Source organism: Marinomonas aquiplantarum, from assembly GCF_003314975.1.
In the GTDB taxonomy this organism is placed as follows: domain Bacteria; phylum Pseudomonadota; class Gammaproteobacteria; order Pseudomonadales; family Marinomonadaceae; genus Marinomonas; species Marinomonas aquiplantarum.
Map to the genome: position 1 here is coordinate 113,516 of NZ_QNRF01000002.1, position 17,141 is coordinate 130,656.

The 17,141-nt window shown below is 43.4% G+C and carries 17 protein-coding genes; 10 read left to right on the forward strand and 7 right to left on the reverse strand.

The genetic code is table 11. The annotated features are described in order from the left end of the window. Nucleotides 1–6: 6 nt before the first annotated feature. The 5 genes from DFP76_RS03880 to DFP76_RS03900 all read right to left on the reverse strand — a co-directional run bounded on the left by DFP76_RS03880 (nt 7) and on the right by DFP76_RS03900 (nt 6,614). The gene (locus DFP76_RS03880) at nt 7–1,398 is read right to left on the reverse strand and encodes a bifunctional metallophosphatase/5'-nucleotidase (RefSeq protein ID WP_181799787.1); all 1,392 of its coding nucleotides are present in this window, start codon (nt 1,396–1,398) and stop codon (nt 7–9) included. Between the two features lie 405 nt (nt 1,399–1,803). After that, a complete protein-coding gene (gene gshA, locus DFP76_RS03885; protein ID WP_113873359.1) occupies nt 1,804–3,396 on the reverse strand; it encodes a glutamate--cysteine ligase in 1,593 nt (530 codons plus the stop codon). A gap of 159 nt (nt 3,397–3,555) precedes the next feature. Further along, nucleotides 3,556–4,542 carry a 2-hydroxyacid dehydrogenase gene (locus tag DFP76_RS03890; protein WP_113873360.1) on the reverse strand — a complete coding sequence of 329 codons (987 nt, stop codon included), beginning with the start codon at nt 4,540–4,542 and terminating at the stop codon, nt 3,556–3,558. 1 nt (nt 4,543) lies between these two features. Further along, complete coding sequence (locus DFP76_RS03895) at nt 4,544–5,497, reverse strand: sugar kinase (RefSeq protein ID WP_113873361.1); 954 nt, start codon at nt 5,495–5,497, stop codon at nt 4,544–4,546. 106 nt (nt 5,498–5,603) lie between these two features. Continuing rightward, nucleotides 5,604–6,614: a LacI family DNA-binding transcriptional regulator gene (locus DFP76_RS03900; protein WP_113873362.1), complete on the reverse strand. Its 1,011-nt coding sequence runs from the start codon at nt 6,612–6,614 to the stop codon at nt 5,604–5,606. Nucleotides 6,615–6,890: 276 nt separating this feature from the next. Here DFP76_RS03900 and DFP76_RS03905 point away from each other — a divergent pair, with 276 nt between their 5' ends. The 5 genes from DFP76_RS03905 to DFP76_RS03925 all read left to right on the forward strand — a co-directional run bounded on the left by DFP76_RS03905 (nt 6,891) and on the right by DFP76_RS03925 (nt 11,907). Beyond that, a complete protein-coding gene (locus DFP76_RS03905) occupies nt 6,891–8,093 on the forward strand; it encodes a cystathionine gamma-synthase family protein (protein WP_113873363.1) in 1,203 nt (400 codons plus the stop codon). Nucleotides 8,094–8,277: 184 nt separating this feature from the next. Continuing rightward, nucleotides 8,278–9,084 carry a transporter substrate-binding domain-containing protein gene (locus DFP76_RS03910; RefSeq protein WP_113873364.1) on the forward strand — a complete coding sequence of 269 codons (807 nt, stop codon included), beginning with the start codon at nt 8,278–8,280 and terminating at the stop codon, nt 9,082–9,084. A gap of 154 nt (nt 9,085–9,238) precedes the next feature. Further along, nucleotides 9,239–10,189: an amino acid ABC transporter permease gene (locus DFP76_RS03915; protein WP_113873365.1), complete on the forward strand. Its 951-nt coding sequence runs from the start codon at nt 9,239–9,241 to the stop codon at nt 10,187–10,189. Then, nucleotides 10,182–10,928, forward strand: coding sequence for an amino acid ABC transporter ATP-binding protein (locus tag DFP76_RS03920; protein ID WP_113873366.1), 747 nt, complete (start codon nt 10,182–10,184; stop codon nt 10,926–10,928). The genes DFP76_RS03915 and DFP76_RS03920 overlap by 8 nt, the downstream gene beginning before the upstream one ends. An 82-nt stretch (nt 10,929–11,010) precedes the next feature. Next, the gene (locus tag DFP76_RS03925; protein WP_113873367.1) at nt 11,011–11,907 is read left to right on the forward strand and encodes a LysR substrate-binding domain-containing protein; all 897 of its coding nucleotides are present in this window, start codon (nt 11,011–11,013) and stop codon (nt 11,905–11,907) included. A gap of 108 nt (nt 11,908–12,015) precedes the next feature. Here DFP76_RS03925 and DFP76_RS03930 read toward each other — a convergent pair whose 3' ends face one another. Next, nucleotides 12,016–12,432 carry a YebG family protein gene (locus tag DFP76_RS03930; RefSeq protein WP_113873368.1) on the reverse strand — a complete coding sequence of 139 codons (417 nt, stop codon included), beginning with the start codon at nt 12,430–12,432 and terminating at the stop codon, nt 12,016–12,018. Between the two features lie 124 nt (nt 12,433–12,556). Here DFP76_RS03930 and DFP76_RS03935 point away from each other — a divergent pair, with 124 nt between their 5' ends. From DFP76_RS03935 to DFP76_RS03955, 5 genes are all read left to right on the forward strand, one after another. After that, nucleotides 12,557–13,438 carry a mechanosensitive ion channel family protein gene (locus DFP76_RS03935; RefSeq protein WP_113873369.1) on the forward strand — a complete coding sequence of 294 codons (882 nt, stop codon included), beginning with the start codon at nt 12,557–12,559 and terminating at the stop codon, nt 13,436–13,438. Then, complete coding sequence (locus DFP76_RS03940) at nt 13,435–14,025, forward strand: DUF1439 domain-containing protein (protein ID WP_113873370.1); 591 nt, start codon at nt 13,435–13,437, stop codon at nt 14,023–14,025. Before DFP76_RS03935 ends, DFP76_RS03940 begins: the two co-directional genes overlap by 4 nt. A gap of 64 nt (nt 14,026–14,089) precedes the next feature. After that, the gene (locus DFP76_RS03945; protein ID WP_113873371.1) at nt 14,090–14,569 is read left to right on the forward strand and encodes an FKBP-type peptidyl-prolyl cis-trans isomerase; all 480 of its coding nucleotides are present in this window, start codon (nt 14,090–14,092) and stop codon (nt 14,567–14,569) included. Between the two features lie 193 nt (nt 14,570–14,762). After that, nucleotides 14,763–15,119, forward strand: coding sequence for a hypothetical protein (locus tag DFP76_RS03950; protein WP_113873372.1), 357 nt, complete (start codon nt 14,763–14,765; stop codon nt 15,117–15,119). A 20-nt stretch (nt 15,120–15,139) separates the two neighbouring features. Beyond that, complete coding sequence (locus DFP76_RS03955; protein WP_113873373.1) at nt 15,140–16,516, forward strand: class II fumarate hydratase; 1,377 nt, start codon at nt 15,140–15,142, stop codon at nt 16,514–16,516. 117 nt (nt 16,517–16,633) lie between these two features. Here DFP76_RS03955 and DFP76_RS03960 read toward each other — a convergent pair whose 3' ends face one another. Then, nucleotides 16,634–17,089 (reverse strand): GNAT family N-acetyltransferase, encoded by a 456-nt coding sequence (locus tag DFP76_RS03960; RefSeq protein WP_113873374.1) that lies wholly within the window; start codon nt 17,087–17,089, stop codon nt 16,634–16,636. Nucleotides 17,090–17,141 lie beyond the last annotated feature (52 nt).

Below are 17,141 nucleotides of genomic sequence, written 5' to 3' on the forward strand. Positions count from 1 at the left end.
CTTTTTTTAGTGTATGTCTTGTAATCGGCCATCTATTTTTGGGGAAATGATTTTTTCATTATATATCTTTTCTAATATTAGATCAGACAGGATTAAGCTGGTGGTTTTTTTGTAATCTAAATGCAGGTTTTTGGTAAACATCTCAAATCCATCGCCCCCGTTTTTAAGGTAATCAAGGGTCGCTAATTTATAGCTTAATTCGGGATCGATTGGCCTGCCTTTAAATGTCACTGACACTAATCTGTTTCCAATGGGTTGGCTGCTGTCATAGATCACCTGTAGGCCTGATACTTGAAGAAACTGTCCGCTGGTTGTGGCTAAACCTGATAAACCGTGTTCTAAGGCAGTTAGTATTTGTTGACCTTTAGCTTCAATTAATACCATGGTATTGCGATAAGGCATGATGCTGCGGATGTCTTTGATAGAAAGCTGGCTACCCGCTGGATAGAGTCTATTACCTCGTAATGTGCCACTATTAAATAGACTGATGTCTGCTCCCGTGAAGTCTTTTAGGGTATCTGCTACAAAATTGGCAAAAGCATTTTCTGTGGTTCTTATATCATGTCTGACCAGGTTAATGTTTGTGCTGGTGGTGCCTATATTTTTCGATAATAAGGTGCTTAATCGGCTCCCGTAGTCCATTTCTTGAGACAACACGTCTGCTTTAGATACTAAGGTTCTAAGATCAACTTCTTGCTTAGTAATTTGCCACTCACTGTGTTTCGCATCGGTTGGTGTGATGTCTAAGGTCAGCGCGTAAGCGGCTCGACTTAAGATCATATTACGAGGATGATGCGGGTGGTTATAATAGGGTGTCAGATGAAAGTTTTGATCAACAAATAATGCCAGATCTATGATGCCCTGTTCGAGCCATTCATCTACCTGAGGTGAGTAGGAGGAGTAGTGTAAGATAATAAAGTCTATGCCTTGCTGCCTTAATGTTTGAGCTGTTTTCTGCACAGCGTCCTGTGGGGGCAGAATCTGCACTCGATCAGTGGGGTATTTTTTGGCAATGCTAGGATCAACAACAGACAAAAATCCAAGTCTGACTTTGTTTTGTTGGAGTATGCTGTAGGTTCTTAGACCTTCAAGATTGCCATTTGTTAAAGGGTCGTACAAGTTGCTAGACACAATTGGAAATGAGGCTTCGTAAGAGCGTAATGTCAGCTCATCTTCTTGATAGCTGAACTCGCGTTTTGAGACCCCCATGACACTGGGACTGAGGCTATTTAATAGATCGATAATATGTGAGCCACGATCCATTGACGATAACATACTAGGCCCCAAGCTTTCGCCACCAAAAATAAAAAAGACATTGTCTTTTTGCTGTCTCTGTTGCTTAACCAAGGTTGCTAGTTGTGCATAAGTACCTTGTTTTACATCATTAATGACAGACATTTCAGCGTCGAATATAAGCGTAAATGAAGAGTGTGCCCAAGCACTGTGGGTGATTAGAAAAGAAGCCAATAGGGCAACTAAACTTTTTTTTATGGGTCGCCAAGCTGTTTGTATGATAAGCATAAATTATCTGTTTTAACTCAGTGCAGGGTTCAAAATGGATGCCTTTTTACTGTCTACCCTTCAAGTTATAGCATACTAAGACGCTTTTAGGAGGAGTTTCTCTAAGTTGAGAAAGCATGAGTTAGTGTCGAGTTCAGGAGGTTAATAACTGCTTGCTATCCATCTTTGATGGCTTTAATTAGGCTGGGAAAAAATTGTTTGCTAGCGAGAGCGACGGCCTAAAAAGACGATAAAGCAGAATCAAATCGTCATTAAGAAGGTTTGATTCTGCTGCAAGCGGCATTACTGTGGGGTGAGATACCCTTTTAGGAAGTCATCAAAGTCCAACGAATCGGCCGCTTCAATGGCCTGTTGTTCCTCAATAGAGGCGTCCGCTTTAGTGGCGAATGCTTGTTTTATTTCGGCTGAAAGCGGACGCGTTAACCAGTCAGCTTGTTGCTGCTTTGATAGTTCCAGCATGGCGTTTTGGTAGCCTTGGTGGTTTTCGCAAAGGCTGAGCATTTGTGCTGATGGTAATTTTGCTTCGTCTTGTAGCTTATCTGCTTGTTGTTGGACGGCATCTAGGTATGCTGTGTTACCTGTTTGGCTGGTAAGAAATTGTGCCACTTGCAATAAGGCTTCGATCACAGTGTTAGCTTTGTCACGAAGTTTCACGCCCCCGTGACCAAAGTCGAATGCCATGTCCAGATCTCGTCCATGGGACGCGATTTGTTGCTGCAGCTCTCTCAATTTATTGCATTCATGTGCATCCAGGTGTTCATCACCACGCAACATACAATACAGCAGAAATACATCAAGAAAGTAGAGTGTGGCGGTTTGCATGCCGATTGGAGAGCTTGGATCTAGGTCCATGATACGCACTTCGATGTACTCAACGCCACGAGATTGAAGTGCCGCACTTGGGTGCTCACCGGGTTGAGTGACGCGTTTTGGGCGAATATCGCTGTAGTATTCGTTTTCAATCTGCAATAGGTTGGTATTCAGCTGACGATATTGTCCATCTACCTTTAAGCCAATGTCCTGATACTTCTGATAAGGCGTTTGTAAGGCTTTTTTGATGGTGCTGATGTAAGTATCGACTTCATTATAGCAAACGTATAAATCCGCTTGAGCCTTATTTTGGTAGCCTAAGTCGCTCATTCTTAATGAGGTTGCTTTTGGTCCAAACCAAGTTCTCTCTTGTAGTGTGCTAAGAGCGTCAGGCTTCTCTTTTAAAAAGCTTTCGTCAATGGCAGGCGAAGCACCAAATAAGAGTGAAAGTAACCAAGAGTGGCGTCGAAAGTTCCGAATCAGAGCAAAATAGCTGTCGGACTGAAATTTTTGCTTATCGGCTTCTGAGAGATTGGTATGGCCTTTATAGTTTTCAAGAAAGGACCAAAAGCTCTCATCAAAGGAGAAGTTGTAATGCATGCCAGCGATGCATTGCATAATACGACCGTATCGATTGGAAAGGCCTTCACGGTAAACTCGTTTTAGTTTGCCGGTATTGGATTCACCATAATAAGCAATTGGTACATCCTCGTTACCATCTAAAAAACACGGCATACTGGCCGGCCAGAGGGATTCGTTTAGTTGCTCCAATTCGTGGTTAACGAGGTTATGGATGTCTTCTAGTTCTTGAGTTACCCCTTCCACACTTGGGTGCACTTGTGTAATGAACTCCATAAGCGCTTCAGAGTAGTCTGTTGTAATGGCGCTATGGGTTAAAGCTGAACCAAGACTTTTAGGGTGTGGTTTATGGGAAATTCGCCCGCTTGAACGGTCAACTCGTAACGCTTCTCGTTCTACACCACGATGGAAAGTGATGGCTGTAGAAGAGTCAGACTGCTGGCAAAAATCCGCTAATGCTTGTAGTGCATTGGTTAAGGTGGTCAAGAAGTGTTCCTTCTACAAATACGGCTAAATAAATTTTTTCAGATTGTACTCGGCCTAGCTTGCATGCGGCAAGTTATCCCTAACAGTGTGCACAAAAGTTGCAGACTTGACCTCTGTAATATATAGCAGAAAGACCATAGATTAATGACGGATAAGCCGCTAATCTTCGCTTTTTAATAAATGACCATTTGCACAGTTTTGTGAATAATCCCCTGACATAGCGCGGATCAAATTATCAACCGCACATACCACCATATTATGTCGAGTTTCCAGTGTTGCTGAGCCTATGTGGGGAAAGAGCACCGCATTGTCTAATTGGCATAATGGGGAATCGGCAGGCAAAGGTTCTTGTTGAAAAACATCTAAGCCAGCGGCGCGAATTTGTTTTGTCTGTAGGGCTTTTATCAAAGCCGATTCATCGATCACCTTGCCCCTTGAACCATTGATAAAAATGCTATCTGGTTTCATTAAGGCAAACTCCTTTTCGCCTATCATGCCTGCTGTTTCCGCTGTTAATGGTGTCATAACGCAGACAAAGTCTGAGCTAGCAAGTAAGCTATCAATGTCCATATATTGTGCTTTATAGTCTTGTTCAGCTTGCAAATTACGACGACGATTGGCGTACTGAATCTTCATATCAAAACCTAGGTGCGCGCGTTTTGCCAAGGCTTGACCAATTCGTCCCATACCAATAATACCGAGTGTTTTACCATGTACATCTGTGCCATAAAGTTCTGGACCTATTGTATGTTTCCAGCGACCTTCCTTTACCATGTTGGATAGTTCAAGAGCGCGTCTAGCGGTGCACATAATAAGCGTAAATAAGGTATCGGCAGTGGTTTCATTAAGCACTCCAGGTGTGTGCATAACGGGAATATTGCGACTTGCAAGATAGTCTAGGTCGTATTGATCTGTGCCGACGGAAATAGTGGAAGCGACTTTGAGTTTGATGGCCTGTTCAAGTCGTTCCGTTGGCAGTTTTATACCTGAGCCACCAATGATTCCTTCTGCTTCTCGTAAAGCGGCTAAGAATTCAATTTCATTATCACGATGAAAGCCATCGAACTCCATTATGTCAAAATGCGTTGCAAGACGTTGTCGTTCGTCATCAGGAAGAGGTTTGTAGAGCAATACTTTGGGTTTCATTTTATTCAGCCTTTTCTAATTCGCTTAGTACATTCCTTGTTGGTAAGCCCTCACTGTCGCCTCGAACTTGAACGGTAAGAGAGCCTAGTAAATTACCTCGACGTGCTGCATGGGCCATATCTTTACCTTCTAATAAAGCCGAAATCACACCAACCGCAAAACTGTCGCCAGCCCCTACCGTATCAATCACTTTGGCGACAGGGAACCCCATCACTGTGCCTGATTCACCAGACTGTGTTTTAAAGTAGGCGCCTTTGCTGCCCAACTTTACCACTACGGCTTGACTACCATGGCGCAAATAAAAGTTGGCAATCTCCTCTGGTTGATCGCTTCCTGCTAGAATTTTCCCTTCTTCAATGCCTGGTAAGATGATGTCGCTGGCAAAGGCAAAGTCGTTGATTTCCTTAATCATGGTTGCTTGGTCTGGCCATAATGCAGGGCGCAAATTGGTGTCAAAAGAGACCCGGCAGCCTTGTTCTTTTGCTAGTTTTAGCGCTTGCTTGGCAGCATGCCGGAGGCTTGCTGAAACGGCCACTGAAACACCAGTAAGGTGCAGGTGTGGTTGTTGTAGGAAGAGCTTGGAGTCAATGTCGTCGACGTTTAAGGTGGAGGCCGCTGAGTTGCGACGGTAATACTCTACCTTAGGGTCACTGCCGTCCGTGACGTTGGATTTCAGCATGAAGCCAGTGGCATTGGTGGTGCTCTCTAAAATGTAATTGGTCTGAATCTTTTCATACTGAACCGACTGCTTAATAAAATCGCCGAAACTGTCATTACCGACCTTAGTGACATACGTCGAATGAAATCCCAGCCTTGCCATACCAATAGCGACATTGACTTCAGCGCCAGCAAGAGATCGGGAAAATGAAGTAACTTGTGACAATTCTCCTGGGGTGTTCGCCACAAACATGGTCATGGCTTCCCCTATGGTGACAAAGCTTGGCGTATTTGCCATGGTAAACCCCTTTTAGTTTATCGTTATTATTGGAATAAATGACTATAAATGGAACCGGTTCCATTTTCAATCTTAGTGAAACTCGGTCGGCTTTTTGGTCGTCTATTTAGGTGGATTCTCGAACGATAAGCTCAGCGGAAAGTGTTAAGTGTTGTGGTGCTTCTTGACTGCCTTGAATGCGGGTTAGTAGGCGCTCACACGCAGTTTGGCCAATGATTTTAGAAGGCTGTCGCATGACAGTGATACCGCCTTCAAATAGTTGCGCCCATTCAGGATCATCAATGCCGATTAAACCAATGTCACGGCGGATTTGTAGATTAAGTGTCTTCAAAGCTTTTGCAGTGCTCATCATAGCGACGCCATTGGTGGTGAAGATGGCTTTCTTTTGTTGAGGAAATTCTGCCGTGAATGTTGTGATGGCTTGTGCGATGGAATCAACACACATTTTATCCATTTCAAACACTTGGTGTTGGAGTCTTGTGTTTTGGTCACAAAAGTCACTTATTGCGTCGACTCGTGCTTGCCTTGGCTCAACTTCCAATGATTCTGTGATGACCAATAGTGCATCATAAGATTCGCTGAGTAGATGCTGACAGACTTGAGTAACGGCTTGATGATTATCCAGTCCAACTGAATCATATCCGAGAGAAGTGTCGATTCTGTCTACTAGTACCAATGGGCAACTTAGTGTTTGAAAATGAGTGACTTGTTTTGGGGTCATGCCTGCTGTGTTGATAATTAATCCATCGACACGATGAGCTTCCAATAAACTTAAATATTGTGCTTGTAGATCCTGCTGATTATTGGTGTTGCATACCATCAACATATAACCCTGCTGTCGACAGACATCTTCAATACCTTGCAAAACATCAATGGAATAAGGGTTGGTTACATCTGCTAATAACAGACCAATCAATTTTGATTGTCCCGCTTTTAGCATGCGAGCTGAATGGTTTGGACGGTAATCCAGCGTTTTGATGGCATTAGCAATTTTATCTACCATTTGCTCTGATAGTTTATTCTGCTCGCCGTTTAAATATCGTGACACACTGGTTTTGCCAACATTGGCATGTTTGGCAACATCGGAGATGGTGGCGAAGCCTTTTTTCTTTTGCAAAGCGGTTCTCGATAACAATGAAGAAGGGCATTTACTCTAATGTATGCAGGGTGTTTTAGGCAATTTTTCTGTCATCACTTGTTTGGGTTTATGGGTCAACGTAGCTTAACGTTCCAACAAGAGTGAAAGCTTGATAACCATTAAGGGACTACTAGATCTGCCATTAATAAAATCGACCCTTAATCTCGAATTTGATGATTACTACTTATTGGATAACTTACTTATAGTAGGCGTTATTAATAGCGTAATTTTGTCAGAATTTAGTAGGTGGTTAGGGTGACAGAGAAGAGAAAAATAGGTCTTGGAACTAAGGCTGTATGGGGTGGTGAAGAGGAAGGTCATCCATATCGAGCAACGCAAACACCTATTGTCGCGAGTGCGGCTTACGGCTATCAAGATATCGATCATTGGTATGATGTGGCATTAGGTGACGCTCCTGGTTTTATTTATAGTCGAATGAGTAACCCGACGGTTGAAACCCTTGAAGCTAAAATCTGCTCCTTGGAAAAAGCGGAGTCAGCAGTGGCTTTTAGTACTGGCATGGCCGCTATTAGTAGTGCGCTATATACCTTTCTACAAAATGGTAGCCGTGTGGTGTCCACCAAAGACAGCTATGGCGGTACGAATAAAGTATTCGAAGAGTTTTTACCGCGCATGGGGGTAGAGGTGGTGTTATGTGAGACTCATAGTCATGAGCAGATAGAAGCAGAAATTGCTAAAGGCTGCGATGTACTTTATCTGGAAACACCCACTAACCCGACGTTAAAAATTGTCGATATTAAGCGTTTAACCGCAGCGGCTAAAAAGGTAGGTGCCATTGTCATGGCGGATAACACCTTTGCCACGCCGTTGAACCAAAGCCCTTTGGCTTTAGGGGTAGACATTGTGATTCACAGTGCAACGAAGTTTCTAAGTGGTCATGCTGATGCTATGGGTGGTCTGGTCTGTGGTGCAGAAAATTTGATGGAAAAGGTTAGGCATTACCGAGAAATTAACGGCGCTTCATTGGACCCATTTTCGGCTTACTTGATTATTCGTGGTATCAAGACGTTAGCGCTGCGAATTCGTCAGCAGCAAGCAAGTGCACAAGCCATTGCCGAATTTTTACTGACTGAACCTATGGTGGAGGCTGTGAATTACCCTGGGTTAGCAAGTCACAAGGGACATCAAATTGCTTGTGAGCAGATGCACGGTTTTGGTGCTATGGTTAGTTTTGTGCTCTCAGGAGGTATGGAGACAGTGACGCGTCTACTGCCTCAATTACAGTACGCGCATTGTGCTGGCAACTTGGGGGCGGTTGAAACCATTTATGGTCCTGCAAGAACCACGAGCCACGTGGAAAATACTTTGGAAGAGCGTCAAGCTTTGGGGATTTCTGAGGGGTTAGTGCGAATTTCTGTGGGCATTGAAGATACAGAAGATTTAATTTCTGATCTTAAGCAGGCATTTGAGTTTGTTCGGAATGCTTCTTGCAGGTAAGCTTGCTTGAAGCACTAGGACGCAAGCTCATTTGAACACGTTAGAAATTCTGTATTTCCTAAGGACTGTTTTAATGAATTTATGTATTATGTGCGGCCAGTTATAACACTATGATAATAAATGTTGGGAAGGTTCGAGTAAGTCGTCTTTCTCAATTCACAATTTAAATTGGGGACATTAAACAATGAAAAAAGTACTGATTGCTTTTGCTGCTATGGTCAGCGCAACGGTTGCGTCTGCTTCAGACATTAACCTTTGGGAAAAATCCACTTTGAATGAAATTCTAACGCGTGGCGAGCTACAAGTTTGTCTTGAAGCGGGTTACATTCCTTTTGATATGCGTGATAAAAAAGGCAACATTGTTGGCTTTGACGTGGATATCGCAAAATCAATGGCGAAAGCGATGGGTGTAAAAGTTGACCTACGTAACACAGCTTGGGACGGTATCATTCCAGCCTTGTTAACAGGTAAATGTGACATCATCATTTCTGGTATGACCATCACGGCAGAGCGTAACTTAAAAGTTAACTTTACTGACCCCTACATCGTTGTTGGTCAAACGATTCTGTTGAATCCTGAACTGGAAGGCAAAGTTAAGTCATACCGTGATTTGAATAATAGCCAATACACAGTTGCGACTAAATTGGGCACAACGGCAGATTACGCTGCGAAGAAATACCTAAGCAAAGCGAAACTGAACCTGTTTGAAACAGAGTCTGAAGGTGCTTTGGAAGTGATTAATGGTAATGCTGATGCATTTGTTTATGACCTACCATACAACTCAGTTTACTCCGCTCAAAACTCGTCTAAGGTTGTTCACCTAGATACTCCTTTCACTTACGAGCCTCTTGGTATGGCCGTTCGTAAGGGTGATCCAGACTTCATGAACTTCCTAAACAACTACCTAACTCAGATTAAAGGCGATGGTACTTACGATAAAATTTACAACAAATGGTTCGTAAGTGATGCATGGATGAAAAACATCCAGTAAAATCCGCTCCTGTTATAAAAAGTGGCGCTGTCAGCGCCACTTTTTGTTTTCATAACGGCTAGCGATTCACCTTAGTTAAGGTTGCTAGTGTCCTAGTAGGTTTGGATGCCTATTCTTAATTTAAGTTGGAAACACGACGGGGAACCTCTCATCGATGGAAAATAAATCACACCTGCTTTTATGGAAAGGCTTATTTTTGCTGATCCTAGTTGGGTTGGGCTTTGGCATTTACGCCTCCAGTAAAAGTATTGATTACACTTGGCGTTGGGAACGTATTCCCCAATACATTGTGAGTACCGAGCCGACTGAAATTCGTGCGCCTTTTGATGGTACTGCTTATGTAGACGATGCGACTAACACCATCACGATTGAATCCGATATGGGTCTTGATCCTTTAATCATTAAGGATTTTGATGAGGCCATGATCTATGACGGTGATTTAGTATTTGAAGGGGATGCAGTCGCAGAGCAAACCGGTTGGACCATTGGACCCATTACTTGGGGCTTATGGATTACACTGAAGTTGTCTGTGGTCTCACTGGTTTTTGCGGTCATTATTGGCTTGTTTACCGGTCTGGCTCGTATTTCTCATAATCCAGTACTGCGTTATCTCGCCATTACCTATATTGAATTGATTCGTGGTACGCCGCTTCTGGTACAGATTTTTATCTTCTATTTCTTTATCGGTACGGTATTAAGTTTGGACCGCTTCACAGCAGGCGTCGCCGCGCTTTCTGTTTTTACTGGGGCTTATATTGCCGAGATCGTTCGTTCTGGTATTCAATCGATCCACCCAGGACAAATGGAAGCGGCTCGAAGTTTGGGTATGAACTATGTTCAGGCCATGGTAAACGTGATTTTGCCACAGGCGTTTAAGCGAACATTACCGCCGATGGCTGGTCAGTTTATTAACTTGATTAAAGACTCCTCTTTGGTGTCTGTTATTTCAATTACCGATTTGACCAAAGCGGGTCGTGAAGTAGTGAGCTCTACTTTCGCGCCTTTTGAAGTTTGGTTTACGGTGGCCCTGTTGTACTTGGTGTTAACGGGTGCGTTATCTTGGGCGATTCAATATCTAGAGAAGAGGTTGTCAGCCAGTGACTAAGCAAGTAGACGAGCGTATTATTCGCGCCGAAAATGTCGACAAAATTTATCCAAATGGCTGTCATGCTTTGAAACAAGTGTCTTTGGATATCAAGCGTGGTGAAGTAGTGGTTATTATTGGGCCTAGTGGTTCCGGTAAGTCGACTTTTTTGCGCACCTTGAATCAGCTGGAAACCATTTCTGAAGGTACGATTCGGATTGATGATGTTAGTTTGACTGACAAAAAAACCAACATCAATAAAGTCCGTGAAGAAGTGGGCATGGTATTCCAATCTTTCAACTTATTTCCGCACAAAACTGCGTTAGGCAATGTCATGTTGTCGCCGGTCAAGGTGCTGAAAAAGTCTAAGAAAGAAGCAGACAGCGAAGGCCGTGAGCTACTGAAACGTGTAGGCTTGGCTGAGCGTATGAACAATTACCCATCGCATTTGTCTGGTGGTCAGCAGCAACGTGTTGCGATTGCTCGCGCATTGGCTATGATGCCAAAAATTATGTTGTTTGATGAGCCAACCAGTGCCCTTGACCCTGAAATGGTTGGGGAAGTGTTGGATGTCATGAAAAGTCTTGCCAGTGACGGTATGACTATGGTGGTAGTGACTCACGAAATGGGCTTTGCCCGTGAAGTGGCTGATCGCGTTGTCTTTATGGAAGATGGTGAACTGGTATTTGAAGAGTCGCCAGAGCGTTTCTTTGAATCCGATAACCCGCGTTTACAGCGTTTCCTTGGTCAAGTGCTATAATCGCTTAGACTTTATGTCTACCGTGCTTTAGGTTAAAGTCGCCTTGCTCTCTATGATCAAGGCGACTTGCTAGGCAACGAGTATGAATCAAAAAACGCTCCCTCCTTTAAATTGGCTACATACCTTTGAAGCGTCTGCTCGGCATCTTAATTTTACTCATGCTGCGACTGAGCTGTGTCTGACCCAAGGCGCGGTGAGTCAACAAATACGTTTGCTTGAAAGTCATCTCGGGGTGGCACTTTTCCAACGTTTACCTCGTGGTTTGACCCTGACCAAAGATGGTCGAGCTTATTACCCTGTGGTACAAGACGCCATTACTCGTTTGTCTGTCGGTACCAGCGAGATTTTCTCTCCAGATAATCAAAGTATTGTTAAAGTGCGTGGTAGCTTGTCCTTTTTTAGCTATTGGTTGGCCCCCAAATTAGCCGACTTCAATGCGTTATATCCTCATATAGACATTCGTTATGCGAGCCATATTTGGTTAGCGGAATGGGATGATGAAGAGGATATGGAAATTCGTTGGGGGCACGGTGACTGGCAAGGCTTGTTGTCGCAGCGTCTAACATGGGATAGCTTGATGCCCGTCTGCTCACCTGATTTGTTGCAGAGTAATCGCTTAGCGTCGCCAGCGGATTTGGCTCATCATACTTTATTGCATGTGCTTGGCTATGAAGAAGGCTGGGGTTATTGGCTTAATATTATGGGGGAAGATAAGGTCGATTTTTCCAAAGGCATGCAGTTTGATACCTTAGTCTCGACGCTACGTATGGCGGAACTGGGGCAAGGTGTGGCACTGGCAAGATCGTCTATGGTTGAAGATCTGATTGCAGAAGGGCGCTTGATTGCTCCTTTTGATAAGAACATTGAAGCCAGTGAGTCATTCTATTTAGTGAAAGCGTCGAGCGCGACATTACCTTCCGCAGCACAAGTGTTTTTTGATTGGTTATTAGAACAGGCTCATAGAGGTAAGCCTGTTTAATAATACTATACCAATCAAAATTGCAGATTCACCACTAATATGTGGCGTAACCTAAGCCGCATGACTTAACCTAAGCCGCATGACTTAACCTAAGCCGCATGACTTAACCTAAGCCGCATGACTTTCATCAAAGTTATCTTCTTCAAATGGATCTGAGCCTCCTTCTTCTTGATAAAGTTGCTCCTCATCCGTTTCAATGACTAAGTCTTCAAGTGCAGTGCTTGGTGTTTTCGGCGTTTTATTCAGTGCTAATTCTGTTTGTGAAGCCTGATCATGCTTCTTCTTGCTTACGGTTTTCTTTTTGGGGCCGAGAGCATCAATGACACTGTTTTTATGCTCAGCTAAGTACATAGACAATGACTCGCGCAGTTGGTCGTTTTCAATGAGCTGGCTATCTCTGAGAATCTGCGTTAGTGCTTCAGCGGTATCCAGTAGCTTGTCGTAAGCGTCAGCTTCGGCTTTAGAAGTAAAGGTCATTTTTTCGATTCCATGGCGTTCTACGACGTATTTAATAATGACGGACATAAGTCACCTCACAAAAATTTATACTGTACAAATATACAGTATAAATTTTTATCTTGTCTATACTTTATTGTTGTCGCAGGGAATGATTGTTAAAGTATCGTCTTCCGTACAGAAGTGACTCTTTATGCCTTTCGATTTTTCTCAATTGGATTTATCCATCATCACAGACCATGTAGAGCTAGCGCTTACTCTGGCATTAATCTTATTGGTGTATTTGATTCGACGTTATACCAAACGAGCAATTCGTCTCAATCAACACATTGATCATGATAAAAAGCGTCAAAGAATCAATGCTGCAGACAACTCTTTTAATTTCTTGTTTGTCGTTGGTCTGATTCTTATTTGGTCGTCTGAACTGCAAAATATTGCCATTTCCATTGCGGCCTTCATGGTGGCTTTGGTGATTGCAACGAAAGAGTTTATAGCTTGTATTGTGGGGGCGTTTTATCGAGCCAGTACACGGCCATATCAAGTGGGAGATTGGATTAAAGTAGCCAATTTCGAAGGAGAAGTGACGGACAGTGATTGGTTGTCTACGACCTTATTTGAAGTCGACTTAAAAGGTGGCAGTTATGCCTATACTGGAAGAACAACGGTTGTGCCAAATAGCGTACTATTGGTCCATACCGTTCAAAACTTGAACTATATGCGCCGTTATGTCACGCACAGTTTCTCTATTTCTAGGCAGTCCGATGAAGTGAATTTGTTCGAAATCAAAGAACATATATTGGCTAAGCTTAAAGAATACAGTGAGCATTTTCACGAAGTGGCCATTCGATACAACAGCTTAATTGAAAAGCGTTTGGATATTAATATTTCAGGCCCAGAACCACGCGTGCGCATCACGACTACCCCAGAGGGGTTTAATATCTTTACCGTTTCTTTGTTTTGTCCAACCGATGAAGCGGTGGAAATAGAACAAAAAGTAACGGAAGACTTTATGCGTTTTTGGTTTGATAAACGCCAAGAGTTTTTAATGCAGAGGGCGAACCAGGAAGCATCATGATATTGATAAAAACGTCTCTTCGTCTGAGTTTGTTGGCGCTACTTAGCTTAACCTTGATGGCTTGTAATAGCTTTCGGATTAGCGAAAGTAAAATCAATGAGGATTTGACGAAGCAAATAGAAACCGCTCAAGACACTCGCTTTGAATTGGCTGCTGAGGGACAAGCATTGGCATTAAATCTTGCCATTAAGCAGGCTGATATTGATTTTCTTGAGCGCGATGGTGGTGTCATTGCAATCGCCTTGATGTGTGACTTAACAGGCGAAGTGTCTGCTTTTGGGCAGAATTTTTCATTAACTACACAAGTAAATCCCGAGTTCGAAGCTGGCATTCGTATTCAAGATCAAGACCTGTTTTTAGTGGCTCCAAGGCTGACAGAAGTAACGATCAAGGGCTCCAGTTTTGATGAAAAAATCATACGGACAGCCTTAGGGTCATTACAGGACAGGGTGGAGCAAGTATTGCGTCAGTATTTTGATCAGCATCCTATTTACACCTTGAATCATTCACCGTTTGAGAAATTAGCCGCCTCTTTGGTGTCGGACATTAAAATAAAAGATGATTCCCTTGAATTATCTATGTTCTAGCGGATTGAAGCCCTTATAATGGCGTGATGCATTCCGCAGTAATTTATTGAAATGAGGACAACCCATGTCGATTGCAGACAATCAAGTGGTTCAGTTTCACTACACACTCCGTAGTGGGGAAGAGCTGATCGAAACTTCCGCAGGCAAAGACCCTGTTGCTTACCTTCACGGTCATGGCAATATTATCCCTGGTTTGGAAAAAGCCATGGAAGGAAAAGCCGCAGGTGAAGAATTTGAAGTCACTGTCACACCAGCAGAGGGCTATGGTGAACGCAAAGAAAATCACACCCAACAAATGCCGGTGAAACATTTACAAGGCGCTAAGCGCTGGAATCCTGGTATGGTGGCAACGGTGCAAACGGACAAAGGAGTGCGTCAGGTAACGATTGTAAAAATGGGCCTAAAACACGCTACCGTTGATATCAACCACCCACTTTCAGGTAAAGACTTAACTTTTAACATCCAAGTGATTGATGTACGTGAAGCGACTAATGATGAAATTGCTCACGGTCATGCACATGGTGTCGGTGGTCATCACCACTGATACATCTGATCTCAGAAAGGCCTCTGTTTTACTAGCAGGGGCTTTTTTATGCCTGCTATTTGATGATCTCAATCAAAACGCGAGAGTTAATTACTAAAAATTAATAAGAATCGTTATCAATTTCTTGACAGGAATAGTCTGACCGAACATTATTGATAATAGTTATCATTTATAATGTTTGGAGGGTAGGGCTATGAGTCGTTACTTGGTGCCATTTTCTGTACTTGAACAAACCATTCAGGCAGGCCAATGTGCCGACTCGCCAGAGGTGTTGTATCACTACCTGAATTTGACGGAAGAATATGCAGAGCGTTTAAACATTACCGATGCGGCTGAGTTGCATCAACGAGTGTTTAATGTGTTGCTGGATACCGTGTGTGATACCAATATTGCGCCACATTGGCGACAAACTTGTCTGGATAAAGTGTATTTACCTCTTTCTCATCTCAAACGCCTTATCGTGACCTATCAGGATGCGAGAAATTATTTCAAAATGGAACACAATCTTAGGGTGTTGAGCCATTACTTCATCTCTTCTTTTGAGCCGTAAACAAAGGAACCTAAAACCGCATGAAAACACGCATTGAAAAAGACAGTATGGGTGAACTGGAAGTACCAGAAAAAGCCCTTTATGGTGCCCAAACTCAGCGCGCCATCAACAACTTTCCAATCAGTAATGAAGCCATGCCTGAGGCTTTTATTCGTTCTTTGATCTTAATTAAAGCGGCCGCTGCTCAGGCTAATGAAGCGCTAGAGTGCATTACACCTAAACAAGCACAGGCTATCCAGAACGCTTGTAATGAACTGTTGGATGCGGATGATTTAATGCAGCATTTTCCAGTGGATGTGTATCAAACGGGTTCTGGTACCAGTTCGAATATGAACGCGAATGAAGTAATCGCAACTTTGGCAAGCCAATATAATGGTGAAACCGTCAACCCTAATGACCATGTAAACTTCGGTCAAAGCAGTAATGATATTATCCCCAGTGCGATCCATGTGAGCGCGACATTGGAATTGGCTGGGCACCTGTTGCCAGCCTTGGAGCATTTGAAAAATACCATTGTTGAAAAAGGCAAAAGCCTAGCGGGTTACACCAAAACCGGTCGTACACATTTGATGGATGCGATGCCTGTACGTTTGGACCAAACCTTCAATGCTTGGGCAGCACAACTGCAAGACAACATTGATAACTTAAATTACATCAAGACCAAAACCAGCCAATTAGCACAAGGTGGAACCGCTGTGGGGACGGGTATTAATGCTCATCCTGAATTTGCACAACGTATTGCCCGTGCTTTGTCTGAGTTAACGAAGCAAACTTTTTCACCGGGTCAGGACTTTTTTGCTTTGATAGGTTCGCAAGACACGGCTGTTGCCCTGTCTGGTCAGCTGAAAGCGGTGGCGGTAACTTATATGAAGATCGCTAATGACTTACGTTGGATGAATTCTGGTCCACTGGCCGGTTTAGGCGAAATCACTCTACAGGCGTTACAACCAGGCTCATCTATCATGCCGGGTAAGGTAAACCCTGTCATACCAGAAGCCACAGCGATGGTGGCTGCACAAGTGATAGGTAACGATGCCGCCATTACCATTGGTGGGCAATCGGGTAATTTCGAGTTGAATGTCATGTTACCTGTGATTGCGAAGAACCTGTTAAGCAGCATTAAATTGCTCGCGAACAGTGGTCAATTGTTGGCAGATAATGCCATCGCTACGCTCACGGTAAATGAAGACAAGCTGAATGAAGCGTTGCACCGTAATCCAATATTGGTAACGGCATTGAATCCCATTATTGGCTATGCCAAAGCAGCAGAAATCGCGAAAAAAGCCTATCAAGATGGCCGTCCTGTGATTGATGTGGCAGATGAGGAAACCGACTTAAGTCGTGAAGAGCTGACTACTTTGCTTGATCCTGCCAAATTGACCCATGGTGGTCTGTAAGTTTATCAATAGCTTCGATAGGTTTTCCCTTGCCTGTCGTCAATTCACTCACTATTGATGAAATCAAGCCAGCAAGTTTTGCTGGCTTTTTCTTATTTGTCTAACGGCTGATTGAGGCTACAGAGTTTTGCTCATAAAGGTGCTGTAAGGATCGGGTTGGTAATCGGCGAATGGTCCACATTCTGCAAATCCATATTTTTTGTATAAGGCTCTTGCGGGGGCAAAAAAGTCCTGCGGGCCAGTCTCTAAACTGATTTTAGTCAGACCTTGTTGTTTGGCGTCATTCAATATGTGTTGCAACAAAGTGGAGGCAACCCCTTTATTGCGAGCGGCATTGGATGTGCGCATGGATTTGATTTCCCCTTCCTCAGCGCTGTGCGTTTTTAATGCACCACAGCCGAGTAATTGATTTTGTTCCCAAACGGTCCAAACTCGAATGTCGGCTTGCTTTAACTCAGACAAGTCCAATGCGTGAACGCTTTCCGCAGGAGAGGTCTGATACATGTCATCTAAATGTTCTTGTAATAACGCCTTGATTTCCGGTCCGTTTAAATCGTCTAATCGAATATCCATACTAAAGCTCTCAATGAAAATAAAACCTTGGCTAATAAGATGTTGTTAGCAA

Bases quoted from the DNA above. Each gene is read 5' to 3' on its own strand.
- DFP76_RS03890 (WP_113873360.1), bottom strand. From the start codon at position 4,542: ATGAAACCCAAAGTATTGCTCTACAAACCTCTTCCTGATGACGAACGA.
- DFP76_RS03960 (WP_113873374.1), bottom strand. From the start codon at position 17,089: ATGGATATTCGATTAGACGATTTAAACGGACCGGAAATCAAGGCGTTA.
- DFP76_RS03935 (WP_113873369.1), top strand. From the start codon at position 12,557: ATGCCTTTCGATTTTTCTCAATTGGATTTATCCATCATCACAGACCAT.
- DFP76_RS03945 (WP_113873371.1), top strand. From the start codon at position 14,090: ATGTCGATTGCAGACAATCAAGTGGTTCAGTTTCACTACACACTCCGT.
- DFP76_RS03930 (WP_113873368.1), bottom strand. From the start codon at position 12,432: ATGTCCGTCATTATTAAATACGTCGTAGAACGCCATGGAATCGAAAAA.
- DFP76_RS03940 (WP_113873370.1), top strand. From the start codon at position 13,435: ATGATATTGATAAAAACGTCTCTTCGTCTGAGTTTGTTGGCGCTACTT.
- DFP76_RS03915 (WP_113873365.1), top strand. From the start codon at position 9,239: ATGGAAAATAAATCACACCTGCTTTTATGGAAAGGCTTATTTTTGCTG.
- DFP76_RS03955 (WP_113873373.1), top strand. From the start codon at position 15,140: ATGAAAACACGCATTGAAAAAGACAGTATGGGTGAACTGGAAGTACCA.
- DFP76_RS03880 (WP_181799787.1), bottom strand. From the start codon at position 1,398: ATGTCTGTCATTAATGATGTAAAACAAGGTACTTATGCACAACTAGCA.
- DFP76_RS03950 (WP_113873372.1), top strand. From the start codon at position 14,763: ATGAGTCGTTACTTGGTGCCATTTTCTGTACTTGAACAAACCATTCAG.
- DFP76_RS03925 (WP_113873367.1), top strand. From the start codon at position 11,011: ATGAATCAAAAAACGCTCCCTCCTTTAAATTGGCTACATACCTTTGAA.
- DFP76_RS03910 (WP_113873364.1), top strand. From the start codon at position 8,278: ATGAAAAAAGTACTGATTGCTTTTGCTGCTATGGTCAGCGCAACGGTT.
- DFP76_RS03895 (WP_113873361.1), bottom strand. From the start codon at position 5,497: ATGGCAAATACGCCAAGCTTTGTCACCATAGGGGAAGCCATGACCATG.